General features: G+C 72.4%; 14 protein-coding genes and 1 pseudogene. 9 read left to right on the plus strand and 6 right to left on the minus strand.

Annotated elements, in window-relative coordinates; all coding sequences use genetic code 11:
- Positions 1-165 precede the first annotated feature (165 nt).
- On the plus strand, positions 166-606 hold the full coding sequence (locus AB0B50_RS24920; protein WP_362335943.1) for an ATP-binding protein: 441 nt from the start codon (positions 166-168) through the stop codon (positions 604-606).
- A 61-nt stretch (positions 607-667) separates the two neighbouring features.
- Here the strand turns inward: AB0B50_RS24920 and AB0B50_RS24925 are convergent, their stop codons facing one another.
- Positions 668-2332, minus strand: coding sequence for a serine hydrolase domain-containing protein (locus tag AB0B50_RS24925; RefSeq protein WP_362335946.1), 1665 nt, complete (start codon positions 2330-2332; stop codon positions 668-670).
- A gap of 65 nt (positions 2333-2397) precedes the next feature.
- On the opposite strand from AB0B50_RS24925, the gene AB0B50_RS24930 reads away from it, so the two are divergent.
- The 3 genes from AB0B50_RS24930 (at position 2398) to AB0B50_RS24940 (ending at position 4506) form a co-directional block, all read left to right on the plus strand.
- Entirely contained in the window at positions 2398-3054 is a 657-nt protein-coding gene (locus AB0B50_RS24930; RefSeq protein WP_362335949.1) for a TetR/AcrR family transcriptional regulator, read from the plus strand.
- A 58-nt stretch (positions 3055-3112) separates the two neighbouring features.
- Positions 3113-3481, plus strand: coding sequence for a DUF1801 domain-containing protein (locus AB0B50_RS24935; RefSeq protein ID WP_362335951.1), 369 nt, complete (start codon positions 3113-3115; stop codon positions 3479-3481).
- 71 nt (positions 3482-3552) lie between these two features.
- Positions 3553-4506 (plus strand): GNAT family N-acetyltransferase, encoded by a 954-nt coding sequence (locus AB0B50_RS24940; protein ID WP_362335954.1) that lies wholly within the window; start codon positions 3553-3555, stop codon positions 4504-4506.
- Between the two features lie 52 nt (positions 4507-4558).
- Here AB0B50_RS24940 and AB0B50_RS24945 read toward each other — a convergent pair whose 3' ends face one another.
- From AB0B50_RS24945 to AB0B50_RS24960, 4 genes and pseudogenes are all read right to left on the minus strand, one after another.
- Complete coding sequence (locus AB0B50_RS24945; RefSeq protein ID WP_362335957.1) at positions 4559-6058, minus strand: hypothetical protein; 1500 nt, start codon at positions 6056-6058, stop codon at positions 4559-4561.
- 96 nt (positions 6059-6154) lie between these two features.
- Positions 6155-6745, minus strand: a pseudogene (locus AB0B50_RS24950) (dioxygenase); the annotation flags it as partial.
- 161 nt (positions 6746-6906) lie between these two features.
- Complete coding sequence (locus AB0B50_RS24955) at positions 6907-7884, minus strand: AraC family transcriptional regulator (protein WP_362335960.1); 978 nt, start codon at positions 7882-7884, stop codon at positions 6907-6909.
- A 694-nt stretch (positions 7885-8578) separates the two neighbouring features.
- The gene (locus tag AB0B50_RS24960; RefSeq protein ID WP_362335963.1) at positions 8579-9571 is read right to left on the minus strand and encodes a winged helix-turn-helix transcriptional regulator; all 993 of its coding nucleotides are present in this window, start codon (positions 9569-9571) and stop codon (positions 8579-8581) included.
- A gap of 157 nt (positions 9572-9728) precedes the next feature.
- Here AB0B50_RS24960 and AB0B50_RS24965 point away from each other — a divergent pair, with 157 nt between their 5' ends.
- From AB0B50_RS24965 to AB0B50_RS24985, 5 genes are all read left to right on the plus strand, one after another.
- On the plus strand, positions 9729-10349 hold the full coding sequence (locus tag AB0B50_RS24965) for a TetR family transcriptional regulator (protein ID WP_362335966.1): 621 nt from the start codon (positions 9729-9731) through the stop codon (positions 10347-10349).
- A 74-nt stretch (positions 10350-10423) separates the two neighbouring features.
- The gene (locus AB0B50_RS24970; protein ID WP_362336838.1) at positions 10424-11209 is read left to right on the plus strand and encodes an SDR family NAD(P)-dependent oxidoreductase; all 786 of its coding nucleotides are present in this window, start codon (positions 10424-10426) and stop codon (positions 11207-11209) included.
- Between the two features lie 89 nt (positions 11210-11298).
- Complete coding sequence (locus AB0B50_RS24975) at positions 11299-12339, plus strand: NAD(P)-dependent alcohol dehydrogenase (protein WP_362336841.1); 1041 nt, start codon at positions 11299-11301, stop codon at positions 12337-12339.
- Positions 12340-12412: 73 nt separating this feature from the next.
- Entirely contained in the window at positions 12413-12895 is a 483-nt protein-coding gene (locus AB0B50_RS24980; protein WP_362335969.1) for a hypothetical protein, read from the plus strand.
- A complete protein-coding gene (locus AB0B50_RS24985; protein WP_362335972.1) occupies positions 12892-13377 on the plus strand; it encodes an RDD family protein in 486 nt (161 codons plus the stop codon). The genes AB0B50_RS24980 and AB0B50_RS24985 overlap by 4 nt, the downstream gene beginning before the upstream one ends.
- A 38-nt stretch (positions 13378-13415) precedes the next feature.
- On the opposite strand, the gene AB0B50_RS24990 is transcribed toward AB0B50_RS24985, so the two are convergent.
- Entirely contained in the window at positions 13416-14828 is a 1413-nt protein-coding gene (locus AB0B50_RS24990; RefSeq protein ID WP_362335975.1) for an MFS transporter, read from the minus strand.
- Positions 14829-14981 lie beyond the last annotated feature (153 nt).

Below are 14981 nucleotides of genomic sequence, written 5' to 3' on the forward strand. Positions count from 1 at the left end.
CCTGGGCCCGGTGCAGTAGGGGCCGGGTGGACGGGCTGATTGGCGATCACTCGGCGCGGGCATCACCGTGGGGCAGGACCGGTCGCGCAAGACAGGCCGCGACCCCGGTGGCGACAGTGATCGCGGGTGGACGCCGGTTGTCCCAGGGAGGGGAAGTGAGTTGCCATGCGTGCGCATCAGCGCGCCCATCGGCCTACCGCACGGGTTGAGTACGCACTGCCGCAGGAGCCCGCTTCGGCGGGCCGGGCAAGGAAGTTGACCTCGGCGTTCCTCGCCAGGTCCCATCGCCGCACGGCGTCGGCGGACGCCGACCCCGCCGATCCCGTGGACGCGGAGCGGGTGGACGACGCCACGCTGATCGTCTCCGAGCTCGTGTCCAACGCGGTGCGGCACGCGCACGGCGGCTGCCGCCTGAGGGTGGAGGTCTCCGGCGGCCGCGTGACCGTCGAGGTGTACGACGCCAGTCCCGTACGCCCTCGGCTCCTGACGCCGAGCGCCGACAGGGAGAGCGGCCGTGGCCTTGTCATGGTCCGCCAACTCGCCGAGCGCCTGGAGGTCGTGGGCGCGCACCGGGGCGGCAAGACGGTGCGGGCCGTACTGGCCTGAGGGCTGAGCCCCCGGGCCCCGGGCTGTGGGGCGCGGGGCGCGCGGGGTGGGGGGTGCCGGCTCAGGGGATCTCGGGTGCGAACTCGCCGTGCCTGTCGGGCCGTTCGTCGAGCGGCGGCCCCGAGCGAAGGGCCCGCACCGTCCGGGCCCCGCTCACCACGGCGAGCGTGGCCGCGAGCACCGCGACCGCGACGAGGAGCCACCCTGCGTCGGGCACGAACAGCAGGATCTGCGCGAGGTCCACGCCCGTGATCTGCCGGGGCAGCGGGTAAACGGCCACGTACGCGAGGAGCAGCAGGCCCGCGGCCGAGACGACGCCACGGGTGACGATCCACCGCTTCCCACGCGCCTTTGCCGTATGCACCTTTGGCGTACGCGCCTTTGGCGTACGCGGCCGGATCAGCCGGAACACCGACCAGCCGAGCGTGAGTGCCAGCACGAGTACGGCGCCGGTGAGGACCGTCAGCATGGTGGCGAGCATCGGATCGGCGGGCGCGGGCTCGGGCTGCCCGCCCAGCAGGATGCGCATCGCGCCGAACGCGGTGGAGTTGAGCTCCTCGTCGCGCAGCGGGTTGTAGGCGTTGTGCTGCACGACGACCGCGAGGTCCCGGTCGGGCGCGAGGACGACGGTGCCGTGGAAGCCGGGGGTCGCGCCGCCGTGCCACACGATGCGCTCGCCCAGGTCGTCGAAGGCGTCGTCGCGCCAGCCCAGGCCGTAGCGGTGGGAGGACCCGGCCTTGACGGTGCCCTTGTGCAGCTCCCGCAGCCCCTGCGGCGAGACCACGCCGCGCGCCGCCGCGCCGCCGCGGCCGAGATGGGCCAGGGCGAACCGGCTCAGGTCGTCGATGTCGGCGCCGACGTATCCGTAGGGCACGCCGGAGGTGTCGAAGGGCGAGTCGAAGGTCTTCGGGTGGCCGAAGAAGTAGCGGTGCCCCGGGGCGAGTTGGCGTCGTTGGGCGTCGCGGGCGTCGACGATCGCGCCGTCCATGCCCAGCGGTCGCAGCACCTCTGCCCGCAGCCACCGCTCGAAGGGCTGCCCGGTGACCCGCTCCACCACCGCGCCGAGCAGCATGTAGTTGGCGTTGCTGTACTGGTGGCGCTCGCCGGGAGGTGTGACGGTGCGGACGTGGGCGAGGCTGCGGGCCACACGCCCCACCCCGCCCGGGTCGTTGTCGAACCGGTCGGCGCGCGTCAGGCCGTCCAGCTCGGTCAAGCCGCTTGTCTGGTTCAGCAGATGACGGATCGTCATGCTCCGCGCCGAGGTGCCCGAGGGCTCGAACCACGGCAGATAGCGGCGTACGGGGGCGTCGAGCTCCACCTCGCCCGCCTCGGCCAGGTGCATCACGGCGGTCGCCGTGATCGGCTTGGACAGGGAACCGACGAGGAACGGGGTCCGGCGGGTCACCGGATCGCCGTTGCCGTCCTTGCTCCAGGTCCGCCGGTGGACCACGTCGTCGCCCTCGACGACCGCGAGCGCCATGCCGGGGACGCGCATATGCTCGCGCCGCTCCTCGGCGTAGGCGTCGACGCGGTCCATCAGGTCGGACGACGAAGCGGCGGACGACGAAGCGGCGGACGACGAAGCGGCGGACGCCGCATCGCGTTCGGCCCACGCCGGGGACGTCGCCGACCCCATGACGGCGGCGACCGCCAAGCACACCGCGCCGAACCTTCGCACCCACGTGTGCGGCCCGCTCCGTAAGCCTCTGGACATGCCTGTGCTCATGACGCCTCCCCATAACCATATGGACGTACGGTTATGACGTTACCGTATGGCGGTATGGTCAACCCATGCCTCGCGTCGCTGATCACCAAGAGCGCCGTCACCAAGTAGCCGCGGCGGTGGGACGGATCATCGCCGCCGACGGCCTGAACGCGGTCACGGTCGCCAAGACCGCCGCCGAGGCCGGTATTTCGGTCGGGCTCGTCCAGCACTACTTCCGCAGCAAGGACGAGATGCTGCTGTTCGCGTACGGCCACGTCCTGGAGCGCTTCGAGCAGCGCGTGACCGCCCTCATCGGGAGCGCCGAGGTCGCGGGGGCGCGCATCGAGCACATGGTCCTCGACGCGCTGGCCGAGAGCATGCCGCTGGACGCCGAGCGCAGACAGGACTGGCGCGTCGCGCTCGCCTTCACGGGGCGCGCGGCCGACGACCCGCGCCTCGGCGAACTCAAGACCGCCGCGCTGGCCCGCACCCGCGCCCACATCGCCCAGGCGATCGTGAACGCCAAGGAGTGCGGCGAGGTCCCGTCCGAGGTGGACGAGCACGTCCAGGCGGCCCGCATCGCCGCGTACACCGAGGGGCTGACCGCCCACCTCTACGCGGACCCGGACGGCCTGCCGCCCGATGCCGCCCTGTCCGCGCTCGCCGACCACCTCGCGGGAGTCTTCACCGGCGTCTGCACCCTGCGCGACCGGGAGCCGGGGGAGCGTCCCGCCGACGGATAGCCGCCGAGCGCGCACGGCCGCCGAGCGGGCACCGCCGCCGCGCCGTACGCTCGACCGCATGGCGCGGAGTGCGGCGGAGACGGTGGACGACTACCTCGCGGAGGTGTCCGACGAGGCGCGCGGACGAGCGCTCGCGCGGCTGCGCGAGCTGTGCCGCGCCGAACTCCCGGACCACACCGAGGTGATGGCGTACGGCATGCCCGTCTACGAACGGGGCGGCGCCGCCGAGATCGCCTTCGCGAACCAGAAGCAGTACATGTCCTTCTATCTGATGCGCAGCGACATCAGGGACGCCTTCGAGGAACGCCTCGCCGGCCACGACATGGGCAAGGGCTGTCTGCGCTTCCGCAGACCGGAGTCGATCGACTTCACGCTCGTACGCGATCTGTTGAGGGCCACGGCGGCCGGTCCCGGCACGGTCTGCTGAGCCCGGCACGGCGTGGCGAGCCCGCGAAAACTCCGTTGCGAGGCGGGCCCCCGGCCCCGGACAGTGGAGTCATGACCACCTCTCTCCGGCCGCCCGCGGGCCTGACCGTGCGCCCGGCCACGCCCGATGACGCGCCGGCGGTGTGCGCGCTGCTCAACGAAGTCGACCTGCTGGAGATAGGCCGCGCCGACACGGACTTGTCGGACGTCGAGGTCGACCTCAAGCACCCCGAGGTGGACCTGGAGCGGGACTCCTGGCTGCTCTTCGAAGGCGACCGACTCGTCGGTTACGCCCTGCTGTGGGACGAGTCGGGCGGCGAGCGCATCGACGCCGACCACTACGTCCTGCCGGGCCGCCCGGAAGGCTCCCTGCACCTGTTCGACCTGCTGGAGACCCGCGCCGCGGAGCGGGCCGCGGCCAACGGCGCGCGACGCGCGGTCGTCCACCTGCACCTCAACACCGCACCCACCACGGACCCGGCGGAACTGCGCGCCCGCGGCTGGCGCACCGTGCGCCGCTATAACGTGATGGAGCGTCAACTCTCGTCCACGTCAGACCAGTTGCCGACTCCGGTGCCCGGCGTGACGCTGCGCACCTGCCTCGCCGACGAGGACCGCAGGCGCGCCCACCTCCTCCTCCAGGAGTGCTTCGCCGAGCACTTCGACCACCAGCCGCGCACGTACACCCAGTGGTTCCACGACATCGACGGCGAGCGCGCCGACTGGTCGCTGATCTGGATCGCGCACGTCGAGGGGGTCGGCGACGCGGCCGTGCTTCGCACCCACAACGACCGTCCGTCGATGGCCTGGATCGGCAACCTCGGCGTCCGATCCGAGGTCCGCGGGCGCGGCCTCGGCAGCCACCTCCTGCGCCACGCCTTCGGGCACTACGCCGCGCTGGGCCGCGACCGCATCGGCCTCGGTGTGGACACCGACAACAGCAGCGGCGCCCTCGCCCTGTACGAACGGCACGGCATGACCCTCGACCACGCCGTGGATACATGGGAGTTGATCCGCCCGGTCTGAGACCTCCTACGGGGGGAGGCCTCAGGCCGGGCCCCGCCCGGCGCCCGCGCGTCTAGCGCAGGGTCCTGCCGAAGAGGGCGGCGGTGTCCGGGGCCCCGACGTCCTTGGGGCCGAAGGCGAGGGAGCCCGTGGCCGTCAGGCCCGACGCCGTGCCGCGCAGCGACCAGACGGCACCGGCCTGCGCGTTCTCCGCGGTGGACGACGCCGCGAGGTCGCCGCGGCCGTCTCCGGTGACGTCGAGGAGCGCCACGGCCGCACCGAACGCGTCGTTCTTCTCGGCGACCCCGGGAACGCCCGCCGTGTCCTGGTGGAAGGCCTGGGCCCCGGTGCCCGTCACACCGTCCTTGCCGCCGCGCACCAGGACGACCGCGCCCGCGTCGGCGACGGTGCGGACGTCCTCGCCGGGGACGCCGACCGCGATGTCCGCGTAACCGTCGCCCGTCACATCGCCGACGGCAACCGACTCGCCGAAGCGGTCGCCGCTCTCCTCGGCGCCCGGCACGCCCGGCAGGTCCTGGTCGAACTTCTGCACCTCGTCCTTGAGGCCGGCCGCCGAGCCGTACGCGACGGTCACCTTGTCCGGGTCCTCGTCGGAGAAGTCGCCGCCGCCGGCCACCAGGTCGTCGTAGCTGTCGCCGTTTACGTCGCCGACGCCCAGCGCGCCGCGCGAGCCCGGCGCGGAACCCCGCTCGAAGCCGGTGGCGCTGCCGTACAGGACGGCGTTCCCCCACGAGCCGTCGCCGTGGTAGTCGTTCATGGCGATGTCGGCGCGGCCGTCGCCGTTGATGTCGCCGACCGCCCTCGGGACCACCGGGCCCTGCACGGAGAGCGGGCCGTCGACGCAGATCTCGGGCTTCTCGCGGCAGGAGAGATCGGGGCGCTCCTCGTTCTCGTAGCTCCACCACTGCGACTTGTCCATGAAGTCGAGCGTCTTGGCCGGGGTTCCGGCGCGCGTGAGAGGCCCCTTCCAGAGGCGGGCGTTCTGGTTGACGGGGTCGTCGCCGTGCGAGCCCGAGCGGGCGAACAGGGCCAGGTCGGTGGTGCCGTCGCCGTCGAAGTCCCCTGCCTGTGGCGCGAATCCGAAGGTGTCGATCTTCGTGCCGCCGGTGAGGCCGGACGCGGAACCCCACAGGATCACCGCGCCCGCGCTCGCGCCGGTACCCGTCGAACCGATCACCAGGTCGGCGTATCCGTCGTGGTCCAGGTCGCCCTTGGCGAACGTGGCGCCGAACTCCTGCGCGGCGGTGGCCGCGCCGGGCACACCGGCGGTGGAGCGGCTGACGATCTTCTTGTCGGCGGGGTCGAGGCCGTCCTTCGACCCGTACGTCACCACCACGTACCCGGCCTTCTTCTTGCCGGAGACCGTGCCGCCCGGGGCGCCGACGACGAGGTCGGCGTAGCCGTCGCCGTCGAAGTCGTCCGTCGCCCGCACGGCGGCGTCCGCGCGGGCACTGCCCTGCCCCAGCGTCAGGGTCGCAAGGCCGCTGCCCACCAACAGCGACGCGGCGATCAGGGGCATGGTGCGACGGACTCTGCGGCCGGCGAGCGACATACGACTTCCTCTGTTCCCTTGTTCCCTGGACGGTCATGACCGATCAGTTGACCGGCCCCGGCCGCCGAAGGTTGTACGGCGCCCCGGCGGGGACTACTGCGGAACGTTCAGGACGAAGTCGAAGTCGGCCTCCTTCGCGTTTCCGACGTTGCGTACGTTCATGAGGAGCCGCGCGTCGAAGATCGGGTCCGTGTTGTTGCGCGGCTCACCGGGGAAGTACAGCTGGGTCGTGAGGATGGGGCGGCCGGGGGCCTGCACCTTGACGTGCAGGTGCCGGGTGCGCCCCGGATACAGGCCGGGCACGATCGTGGTGAGCTTGAACGCGCCGTTGGCGTCGGTGAATTGGTGCCCGCGGAAGCGGTAGCCCGCGTTGTCGTACGTGCCGTAGGTGTCGGCCTGCCAGAAGTCGAGCAGGGCCCGGGGGATCGGCTTGCAGCGGAGTCCGAAGACGTAACCGGTGACGGTGAGCCGCACGCCCGGGGTGCCGGGCTGGACGAGCGAGGAGCGCTGCGGGGAGTTGGGCTTGAAGTAGGGGCCCTCCATCTGCGGGATGGTCGGGTCGTCGCCGTCGTCGCAGGACGGGGTCGCCTCCACGGCGTCGCCCCGCGCGCCGGCGGTCCTGGCGAGGGCGGGCACGCCCATGAGGGTCACGGGCACGGCCATGCCCACCGCGGCGGCGGCCCTCAGGACGGTCTTGCGGCTGGGTCCCCTGCGGGTGCCGTTGACGTCGCCGACGCCTTCGGTCCCGTCGGACTTGTCGGGGCCGTCTCCGGCCGGGGTGCCGATCTCGTGGTCCATCGCTCCTCCTGGGGCTGCGGGGATGGGTGGGTTCCGGATCGGCTATGAAGCTATGCGGAGGAGCGGGGGCGGGCGATGGACTCGAGCCGGTGGTCGTGGTGAATATCTCCACCGCCGCGGCGGAAGTCCCCGGGGCTCGCCCCGGTCTCGCGGCGGAAGAAGCGGCAGAAGTAGGCCGGGTCCCCGAAACCGACCCGCCCCGCGATCTGACGGACCGACAACTCGGTGCGCAGCAGCAGGCGTTTGGCCTCGTGCACACGGGCCTGCCGGATCAGTTCGCCGGGGGTGCGGCCGGTGGAGGACTTCACCACCTCGCTGAGGTAGCTCACCGAGACACCGAGCCGGTCCGCGCACGACCGCACGGACTCCAGGGCGCCTTCCGGCGTGCCGAGCAGCGTCGTGAACTCCGCGGCCATCGAACCCGGCCGCGAGCGGGGTCCGGGCGACGGCTCGGGCAGCACCGTCTGCGCCGCCGCCTGATGGTGGGCGGGCAGCCGCGCCGCCCGCACGATCAGGACGTGCAGCAGGGCGCGCAGCACGCTCTGGAAGCCGTCGGCCCCCGACCGGTACTCCCCGTCCAGCTCGGCGACGAGGCGCGCGGCCCACTCCGCCGCGTCGTCGGGCAGATCGAGCCAGGACCGTCGGCCGAGCACCCGCAGGACGTACCGGTCGGCGGGGTGGTCGACGAGGAAGTCGTCGGTGAACAGGATGACGTACCCCTCCAGACCGATCACGTCCTCCCAGTGGTGGACCTGGCCGGGGGTGAGGAAGCACAGGTTCGGCGGCCGCAGGGCGAACCGGCTGAGGTCGACGACGTGCCCGCCGGTGCCGCCGGTGACGAGGACGATCTCGTGGAAGGTGTGCCGGTGCGGGAACGTGGCACGCGACATGGCGCCGATCGTGTCGAACGTACCGATCGCGAACGGCAGGGAGTTGGGCATCGGCACCTGCAGCCGATGGGTCGGCATGCCGTCCTCGCCCGGCTCGCCGTTGTTCCCCTCACCGGGCAGGACCGTTGTGCCGCGCATGGGCTTGCTCCTCGTCGGGGCTTGTCGTGCTCCATCGGCCGATCGCCTCGCAGGACCGGGAAGCGGTCCGGGAGTTGGTCCGGACGTTGGTCCGGACCAGAGGCGTCCCACGATGGCACGTGGGCCACGGCCGGACAGCGGCGCGAACCGGCCACGGCGTCGGGTGGCTCACCAGGGGGTGGCCGGTCACCAGGGGGGCGGACGGTTCTCCTGCCGTGATGCCGTAGCGGCGTGGGGGTCGTGCCGCGGCACGGTCGCCGACGCTGTCGTAGTGGGCGGCGAGCAGTTCGGGCGCGTCGGGTGCGCCGCTGTCGACGGCTTCGTGGAGCAACGACCGTGCCGGAGAACGGAGAACGGCTGTCCGCATGCAGACGGGCCAGGGCGAGAAGGGCACGCCCCTCGCCCTGGTCGCGGGTGCGTTCGTACGAGGCGATCGCCTCGGCGCACAGCCCTTGCCTTTCGCGCGGCTCCCCGGCGCTCAGCGGAATCGACGTGTCGCGCACGGTCTGCAACGCCCGGCCGAACCGCGCGGTACCACCCTTCAGCGCGTACGCGGCCGGTCGGCAAGTAGGCGGCAGTATCCGGTACTTGGGCGTCTCCCACGGGCCACTCGACCTCGACCGCTTCGATTGTTCGGACAGGCAGGCAGGGCGATCCCGCCGATGATCCGCCGCCGTCGCCCCGATGGGGTCGGTCAGGGCGCGGAAGCCGACCGGTCCGCGCGGACGACCCCGAACGCGTCCGCCATGCGCAGGGCCGCCTCCAGGTCCCCGTCGACCGTGATGACCTCGGCGCTCAGCGCGTCCTCGAGTGGCAGGGAACCCGCGCCCAGTTGGAGCAGGGTGCCCAGGTCGGTGACGAGTGTGGCGGCCGCGTCCGGGGCGGGGCCGAGGTCCGTCTCGACGGTGCCGTCGTCGACGCGGGCGTGGAAGACGAGGTCGTCGACCACGAACTCGTAGATCTCGCGCACGCCGCGGGCGCGGTCGGGGCGGAAGGTGGAGCCGACCGCGCCGACGATGCCGTGGCGTCCGTCCGTGGCCTCGAGATGCGTGCCGAGGATCCCGATCGCCCGTGCGGCGGCGGGGAGTTCACCCTCGAGGCGGGCCAGGCCGCGCGCCACGGCGTCCTCGACGTCCACGAGTCTGGCGCCGACGGCGAGGAGCGTGCCGAGGTCGGTCGTGAGGGTGCAGACGGCGTCCGCGGCGCCGCCGTGCCGGATGTCGAGAGTGCCGTCGTCGACCCGGAGGTGGAACGTGCTGTCGTCCACCCGGAATTCGTACGTCTCCCGCACGCCGCGGGCCTGTTCGGGCCGGAAGCTGGCCCGCAGGCAGCCGAGCATCCAGCTGAGACGGAAGGTGTCGCCGGGCCGGGACGGCGCCGGGAGCCGCATGCCCCAGCGCGTGAGTTCGTCGAGCAACGGCCGCATGGCGGCGCCGAGTTCCGTCAGCTCGTACACCGTCGACGCCGCCGGGGGCTCCAGTCTGGTCCGCCCGACGACGCCCGCGTCGCGCAGCTCGCGCAGCCGCTCCGCCAGGACGTTGGGTCCGATGCCGGGCAGGCCCTCGACGAGGTCCGTGTAGCGCCGCGGGCCGAGCAGCAGCTCGCGCACGATCAGCAGCGACCATCGGCCGCCGACGACGTCCAGGGCGCGGGCCGCGGGACAGGACTGGTCGTAGCTGCGGGTCATGTGGGAGCGGCCGCCTTCCCCGGTTTCGATAGTGGGTACTTAGTTTTTCCATAGTGCGTGCCTGGTGTCGAGCCCTGAGCCGCCTGTCCCGATGCCTCGATCTGTCCCGACGGGCCATGTGTCCCATTGGGACACTTTGAGGAGTACAGTCGAAGACATGAGCACCACGCAGGGCCGTCGGACCCGCAAGGTCCAGGAGAGCCGGGAGGCCATGGCGAACGCCGCCGTGGACCTGGTCCTCGCCCACGGCATCGACCAGGTCACCGTCGAGACGATCAGCGAACGCGCCGACGTCTCCCGCCGCACCTTCTCCCGGTACTTCTCCGGCAAGGAGGACGCCGTGGTCGACGCGCTGCGCGCCGACTTCGCGCGGATCAACGCGGCGCTCGCCGCCCGCCCCGCCGAGGAGAGCCCGCTCACGGCCTACTACCGCGCCCTGCGGAGCTGGCTGGACGACGAACCGACGGCCTGGCACCGCCTGCCCCGCTCGCGCGACCTGCTGCGGCTGCTCCACGAGGAGCAGTCACCGCTGCCCGCCTACCTGCGGGTGCAGGACGAGGCCCAGAGCGAGTCGGTGGCGATCGTCGCCCGGCGGCTCGGCCTGGACGCCGAGCGCGATCTGCGCCCCGCCCTTGCCGTCTCGCTCGCGGTCGGCGCGTTCGGCACCGCCGTGCGGTTCTGGCTCGCGCCCGGCGAGAGCGCCTCGCTGCCGCGGCTCATCGACGCGGCCTTCGCGGCCGTGGCCGACGAACCCGCACCCCGTACCACCACCAAGTGAAACCAGGCACCACCATGAGCACCAGCACCAGCACCAGCATGAGCACCAGCACCAGCATGAGCACCAGCACCAGCATGAGCACCATTACGGACACCGCTGCCTCGGCCCCCGCCCCTGCGGAGTTCGCCGGGAAGACCGCCCTCGTCACCGGAGCGGCCTCCGGTATCGGCCTGGCGATCGCCCGCCGGCTCGCGGCGGCGGGCGCGGCCGTCGTCGTCGCCGACTACGACGAACAGGGCGCGCGGGACGTCGCCCGGTCGCTCACCGAGGCCGGCGGCCGGGCCGCCGCCGTGCGGGTCGACGTCACCGACCCCGCATCGGTGCGCCAGGCCGTCGACTTCACCGTCGAGACCTTCGGCGGCCTCCACCTGGCCGTCAACAACGCGGGCATCGCCGGAGCCTCCGCCCCGACCGGCGAGTACGCGGTCGAGGACTGGCAGCGTGTGATCGACACGAACCTCAACGGCGTCTTCTACTCGCTCCGTTACGAGCTCCCGCAGATCCTCGCCGCGGGCGGCGGCGCCGTCGTCAACATGTCCTCGATCCTCGGCACCAACGGCTTCGCGGGTTCCGCGGCCTACTCCGCCGCCAAGCACGCGGTCGTCGGCCTGACCAAGACCGCCGCCGTGGAGTACGCCTCCCGGGGCGTCCGCGTGAACGCCGTCGCCCCCGGATTCATCGACACCCCGCTGCTCAAGGGCGACGAGGCCCAGCGCGAACAGCTGGTCGCGCTCCACCCGCAGGGCCGCCTGGGCACCGCCGACGAGGTCGCCGAGCTCACGCTGTTCCTGCTCTCGGACCGCGCCTCGTTCGTCAACGGCAGCTACCACCTGGTCGACGGCGGCTACGCGGCCCGCTGACCCGGCGAAACCCACACGGAGCAGCGCACAAGGCAGAAGAGAAGAGGCACCCCATGTCAGGTCGAGAACTCCCGGGCCTGCCCGCCCGGATGAAGGCCGTCCAGTACCGCACCGTCGGCGCCGCCCCCGAGGTGGTCACCGTCCCGCGCCCCGAACCGGGTCCGGGGCAGGTGCTGTTGAAGGTCACCGCCGCCGGCGTCTGCCACTCCGACATCGCCGTGATGACCATGCCCGCCGAGGCACTGAAGTTCCCGCTGCCCCTCACCCTCGGCCACGAGGGAGCGGGGACCGTCGCGGCCCTCGGCGAGGGCGTCACGGGCTTCGGCCTCGGCGACTCCGTGGCCGTGTACGGGCCGTGGGGCTGCGGCACCTGTCTGATGTGCGCGCAGGGCAAGGAGAACTACTGCACGTCGGCCGCCGACCTCGGCATCCGCCCGCCCGGTCTGGGGGCGCCCGGCGCCATCGCCGAGTACATGATCGTGGACGCGGCGCGCCACCTGGTGCCGCTCGGCGACCTCGACCCGGTGACCGCCGTGCCGCTCACCGACGCGGGGCTGACCCCGTACCACGCGGTGAAGACGTCGCTGCCGAAGCTGACCCCCGGCTCCACCGCCGTGGTCATCGGCACCGGCGGCCTGGGCCACGTCGCCATCCAGCTGCTGCGGGCGCTCACCCCGGCCCGCGTGATCGCCCTGGACGTGACGGAGGAGAAGCTGCGGCTCGCCCGCGAGGTCGGCGCCCACGAGGCCGTCCTGTCGGACGCGTCGGCGGCAGGCAAGGTCCGCGAACTGACCGGCGGTCAGGGCGCGGAGGCGGTGTTCGACTTCGTCGGCGCCCCGCCCACCGCCGCCACGGCGACGGCCTGCGCCGCGGTGGAGGGGGACGTCGCCATCGTCGGCCTCGGCGGCGGCGCCGCGTCCGTCGGCTTCGGCACGACCCCCTACGACGTGGCGGTCCGCTCCCCGTACTGGGGCAGCAGGTCCGAACTGATCGAGGTCCTCGACCTGGCCAGGGCCGGCGCGATCGACGTCCATGTGGAGACGTACGCGTTGGACGACGCCCCCACGGCGTACGAGCACCTGCACGAGGGGCGCGTCAACGGCCGGGCGGTCATCCTGCCGAACGGCTGAGGGCTCGGCCGCGCTCCGCGCCTCACCCCCGGCGGAGGATGTCGGGCCGCCCGGCAACTGCTGCGGTCTGCGGATGACTTCAGTAAGTGTGGGCGGCCTTGTGGCCTGTGCCGTCCGGCGGGCCAGAGGCGCGCTGGACACCGTGACAGGAGCGGCGGACGCGCTCACGCGCGTGCTGATCGGCGCGGTTCTCGACCGGATCGACCTGGACGCCCTCGTGTCCCGTGTCGACGCCGAGCGGATCGCCGAGCGGATCGACGTGAACCGGATCGCCGAGCGGGTGGACGTCAACCGGGTCGCCGACCGGGTCGACGTCGACGCGGTGATCGCCCGGATCGATCTGGTGGGCCTCACCCGAGACGTGCTCAACGAGATCGATCTCGGGAGGATCGTCCGGGACACCGGGGGCGGGATGACCGCGGACACCGTCGACGGGATCCGGCTGCTCGGACAGCGCGGCGACCGGAGCGTGAACCGGTTCGCCGACCGGCTGCTCCGCCGGGCGGCCGCGGCACAGGACGACGGCGCGGGTCCACCGGAACGGGGGCCGAGGTGACCGCCCGCCGTGGCAGAGCCGGGACCGGATCCGATTCCGGATCCGATTCCGGATCCGACCCCGGATCCGATTCCGCCGGGATCGTCTCGCGCGGCATCGCGGCGGTGCTCGACGCACTGGTCCTCGCCGCGACCGGCCTCGCGGTCCAAGTCGGCGCGGGCTGTGCGCGGTTGCTCGTGACCGGGCCCCCTTTCCGGTTCCCGGATCTCCCGCTCTGGCTCACCGGGCCCGTCGCCTGGATCTTCGCTGTCCTCTACCTCGGTGGGGCCTGGGCCGCGATCGGGCACACGGCAGGCGGCCGGCTGATGGGGCTGCGTGTGACCGACCGCGCCGGACAACTGCTGAGACTGCCGCGCTCCCTGGCACGGGCCGCCCTGTCCGTGACGTTCCCGCTGGGGCTGTGCTGGGTCCTGATCAGTGCGCGCCGGGCGTCGCTCCAGGACCTGGTCGTCGCCAGCGAGGTGCGCTACGAACGGAGTTGAGGTGCGCCACGAACGGAGTTGACGGTGGCGTGCGCGGGCTAGCCGCGCCGCGCGGGGGCCGGTGTCCGAGGCAGCTTCGCCGCCGCGCCGAGGCCGCCGAGCCCGACGACCGCGAGCAGTACGAGCGCGGCGGCGTACGGCCCCATGGCCGGGTCGGCCACCAGGATGGTGCCCGCGAGTGCGGTGCCCACCGAGGAACCGAGGTTGGACACACTGCGCGACAGGCCGGAGATCTCGCCCTGGAGCTCCTCGGGGAAGCTCGACTGCACCACGTTCACCGAAGGCGTCAGCATCACTCCGACTCCCAGCCCGATCAGGAGCAGCCCGGGGGTGAGGACCCAGGCGCTCGGTGAAACAGGGGCCAGCGCGAGCAGGACGCCGAGGCCGCAGACCGTCACGGCGAAGCCGGCCATCACCAGCGTCCGTTGCTCGCGCCGCCTGGCGAAGCGTTCGGCGCCCAGCGAACTGGCGAGCAGGCCCACCGTGGACGCGGTGAAGATCACGCCGGTGCCGATCGCGTCGTAACCCCGTACGACCTGGAGGTAGGTGGCGACGACGAACGACACCCCCATGAGCAGCAGCCACTGGGTGTGCTGGGTGATCAGACCGAGGTTGGACGTGCGGTTGCGGAACAGCTCGGTGGGCAGCAGGGGTACGGCGCCCGCGCGCTCCTTGGCCCGCACCCAGCGGAAGAAGGCCACCAGGACCAGGGTGCCGACCAGCAGCAGACCGGCCATCAGCCAGACGTTGTCGTCCGCCGCGAGGATTCCCATGACGACCAGGACGAGGCCGGTGGCCGACAGGATCGCGCCGACGGTGTCGAAGGAGCGGCCGGGGTCCGCCGGGCGCGGATCGTCGATGTGCCGGCTCAGCACGATGATCACCGCGACCACCGCGGCCTGGAACACGAAGGCGGCCCGCCAGCTGATGGCCGAGGTGATGAGCCCGCCGAGCAGCGGGCCCGCTGCGGCGCCGATGCCGCCCATCGCCATGATCGCCCCGAACGCGCGGGCCCGGTCGGTCACTTCGGTGAACAGGAGGGTGGTGAGGATGTACACGGGAGGGATGAGCAGGGCCGTGCCGACCCCCTCCAGGATCGAGTTGCCCAGGATGAGCACACCGAGGCCGGGCGCGACCGCACTGAGCAGGGCACCGATCCCGTAGATCGCGAGTCCGACGATGAGACACCGCTTGCGGCCGTAGCGTTCGGTGAGGATGCCGCCGGGAATCATCAGCGCCGCCATCACCAGCAGGAAAGTGGTGATCGCGATCTGCACGCCCTGCACGGAGGTGTCCAGGTCCTCGCTGATGTCCTGGATCATGACCGTCATGTTCGAGCCGGCGAAGCTGCAGATGAACTGGGCCAGTGCCAGCGGCGCAAGAACCTTTCGAGGCCATGGGCGGCTGTTGTTGTGGTCGTCTGCTCCGCCTGAAGTGGACGGCACGGTCATCGCCTCGCCTCTGTCTCGGCCCGGACGAGCGCCAGACTCCTGGACGAGGCGCCCTGCGGCGTCACCCTCGGGGGGTGACGACCCGGTCCCTGCGCGGGCGCGAGACTCGCCCCCACTCAGCGGTGCAATCGGCACCCTGCTCAACCATGGGGG

The sequence above is a fragment of the Streptomyces sp. NPDC041068 genome (assembly GCF_040647455.1).
Lineage (GTDB): Bacteria > Actinomycetota > Actinomycetes > Streptomycetales > Streptomycetaceae > Streptomyces.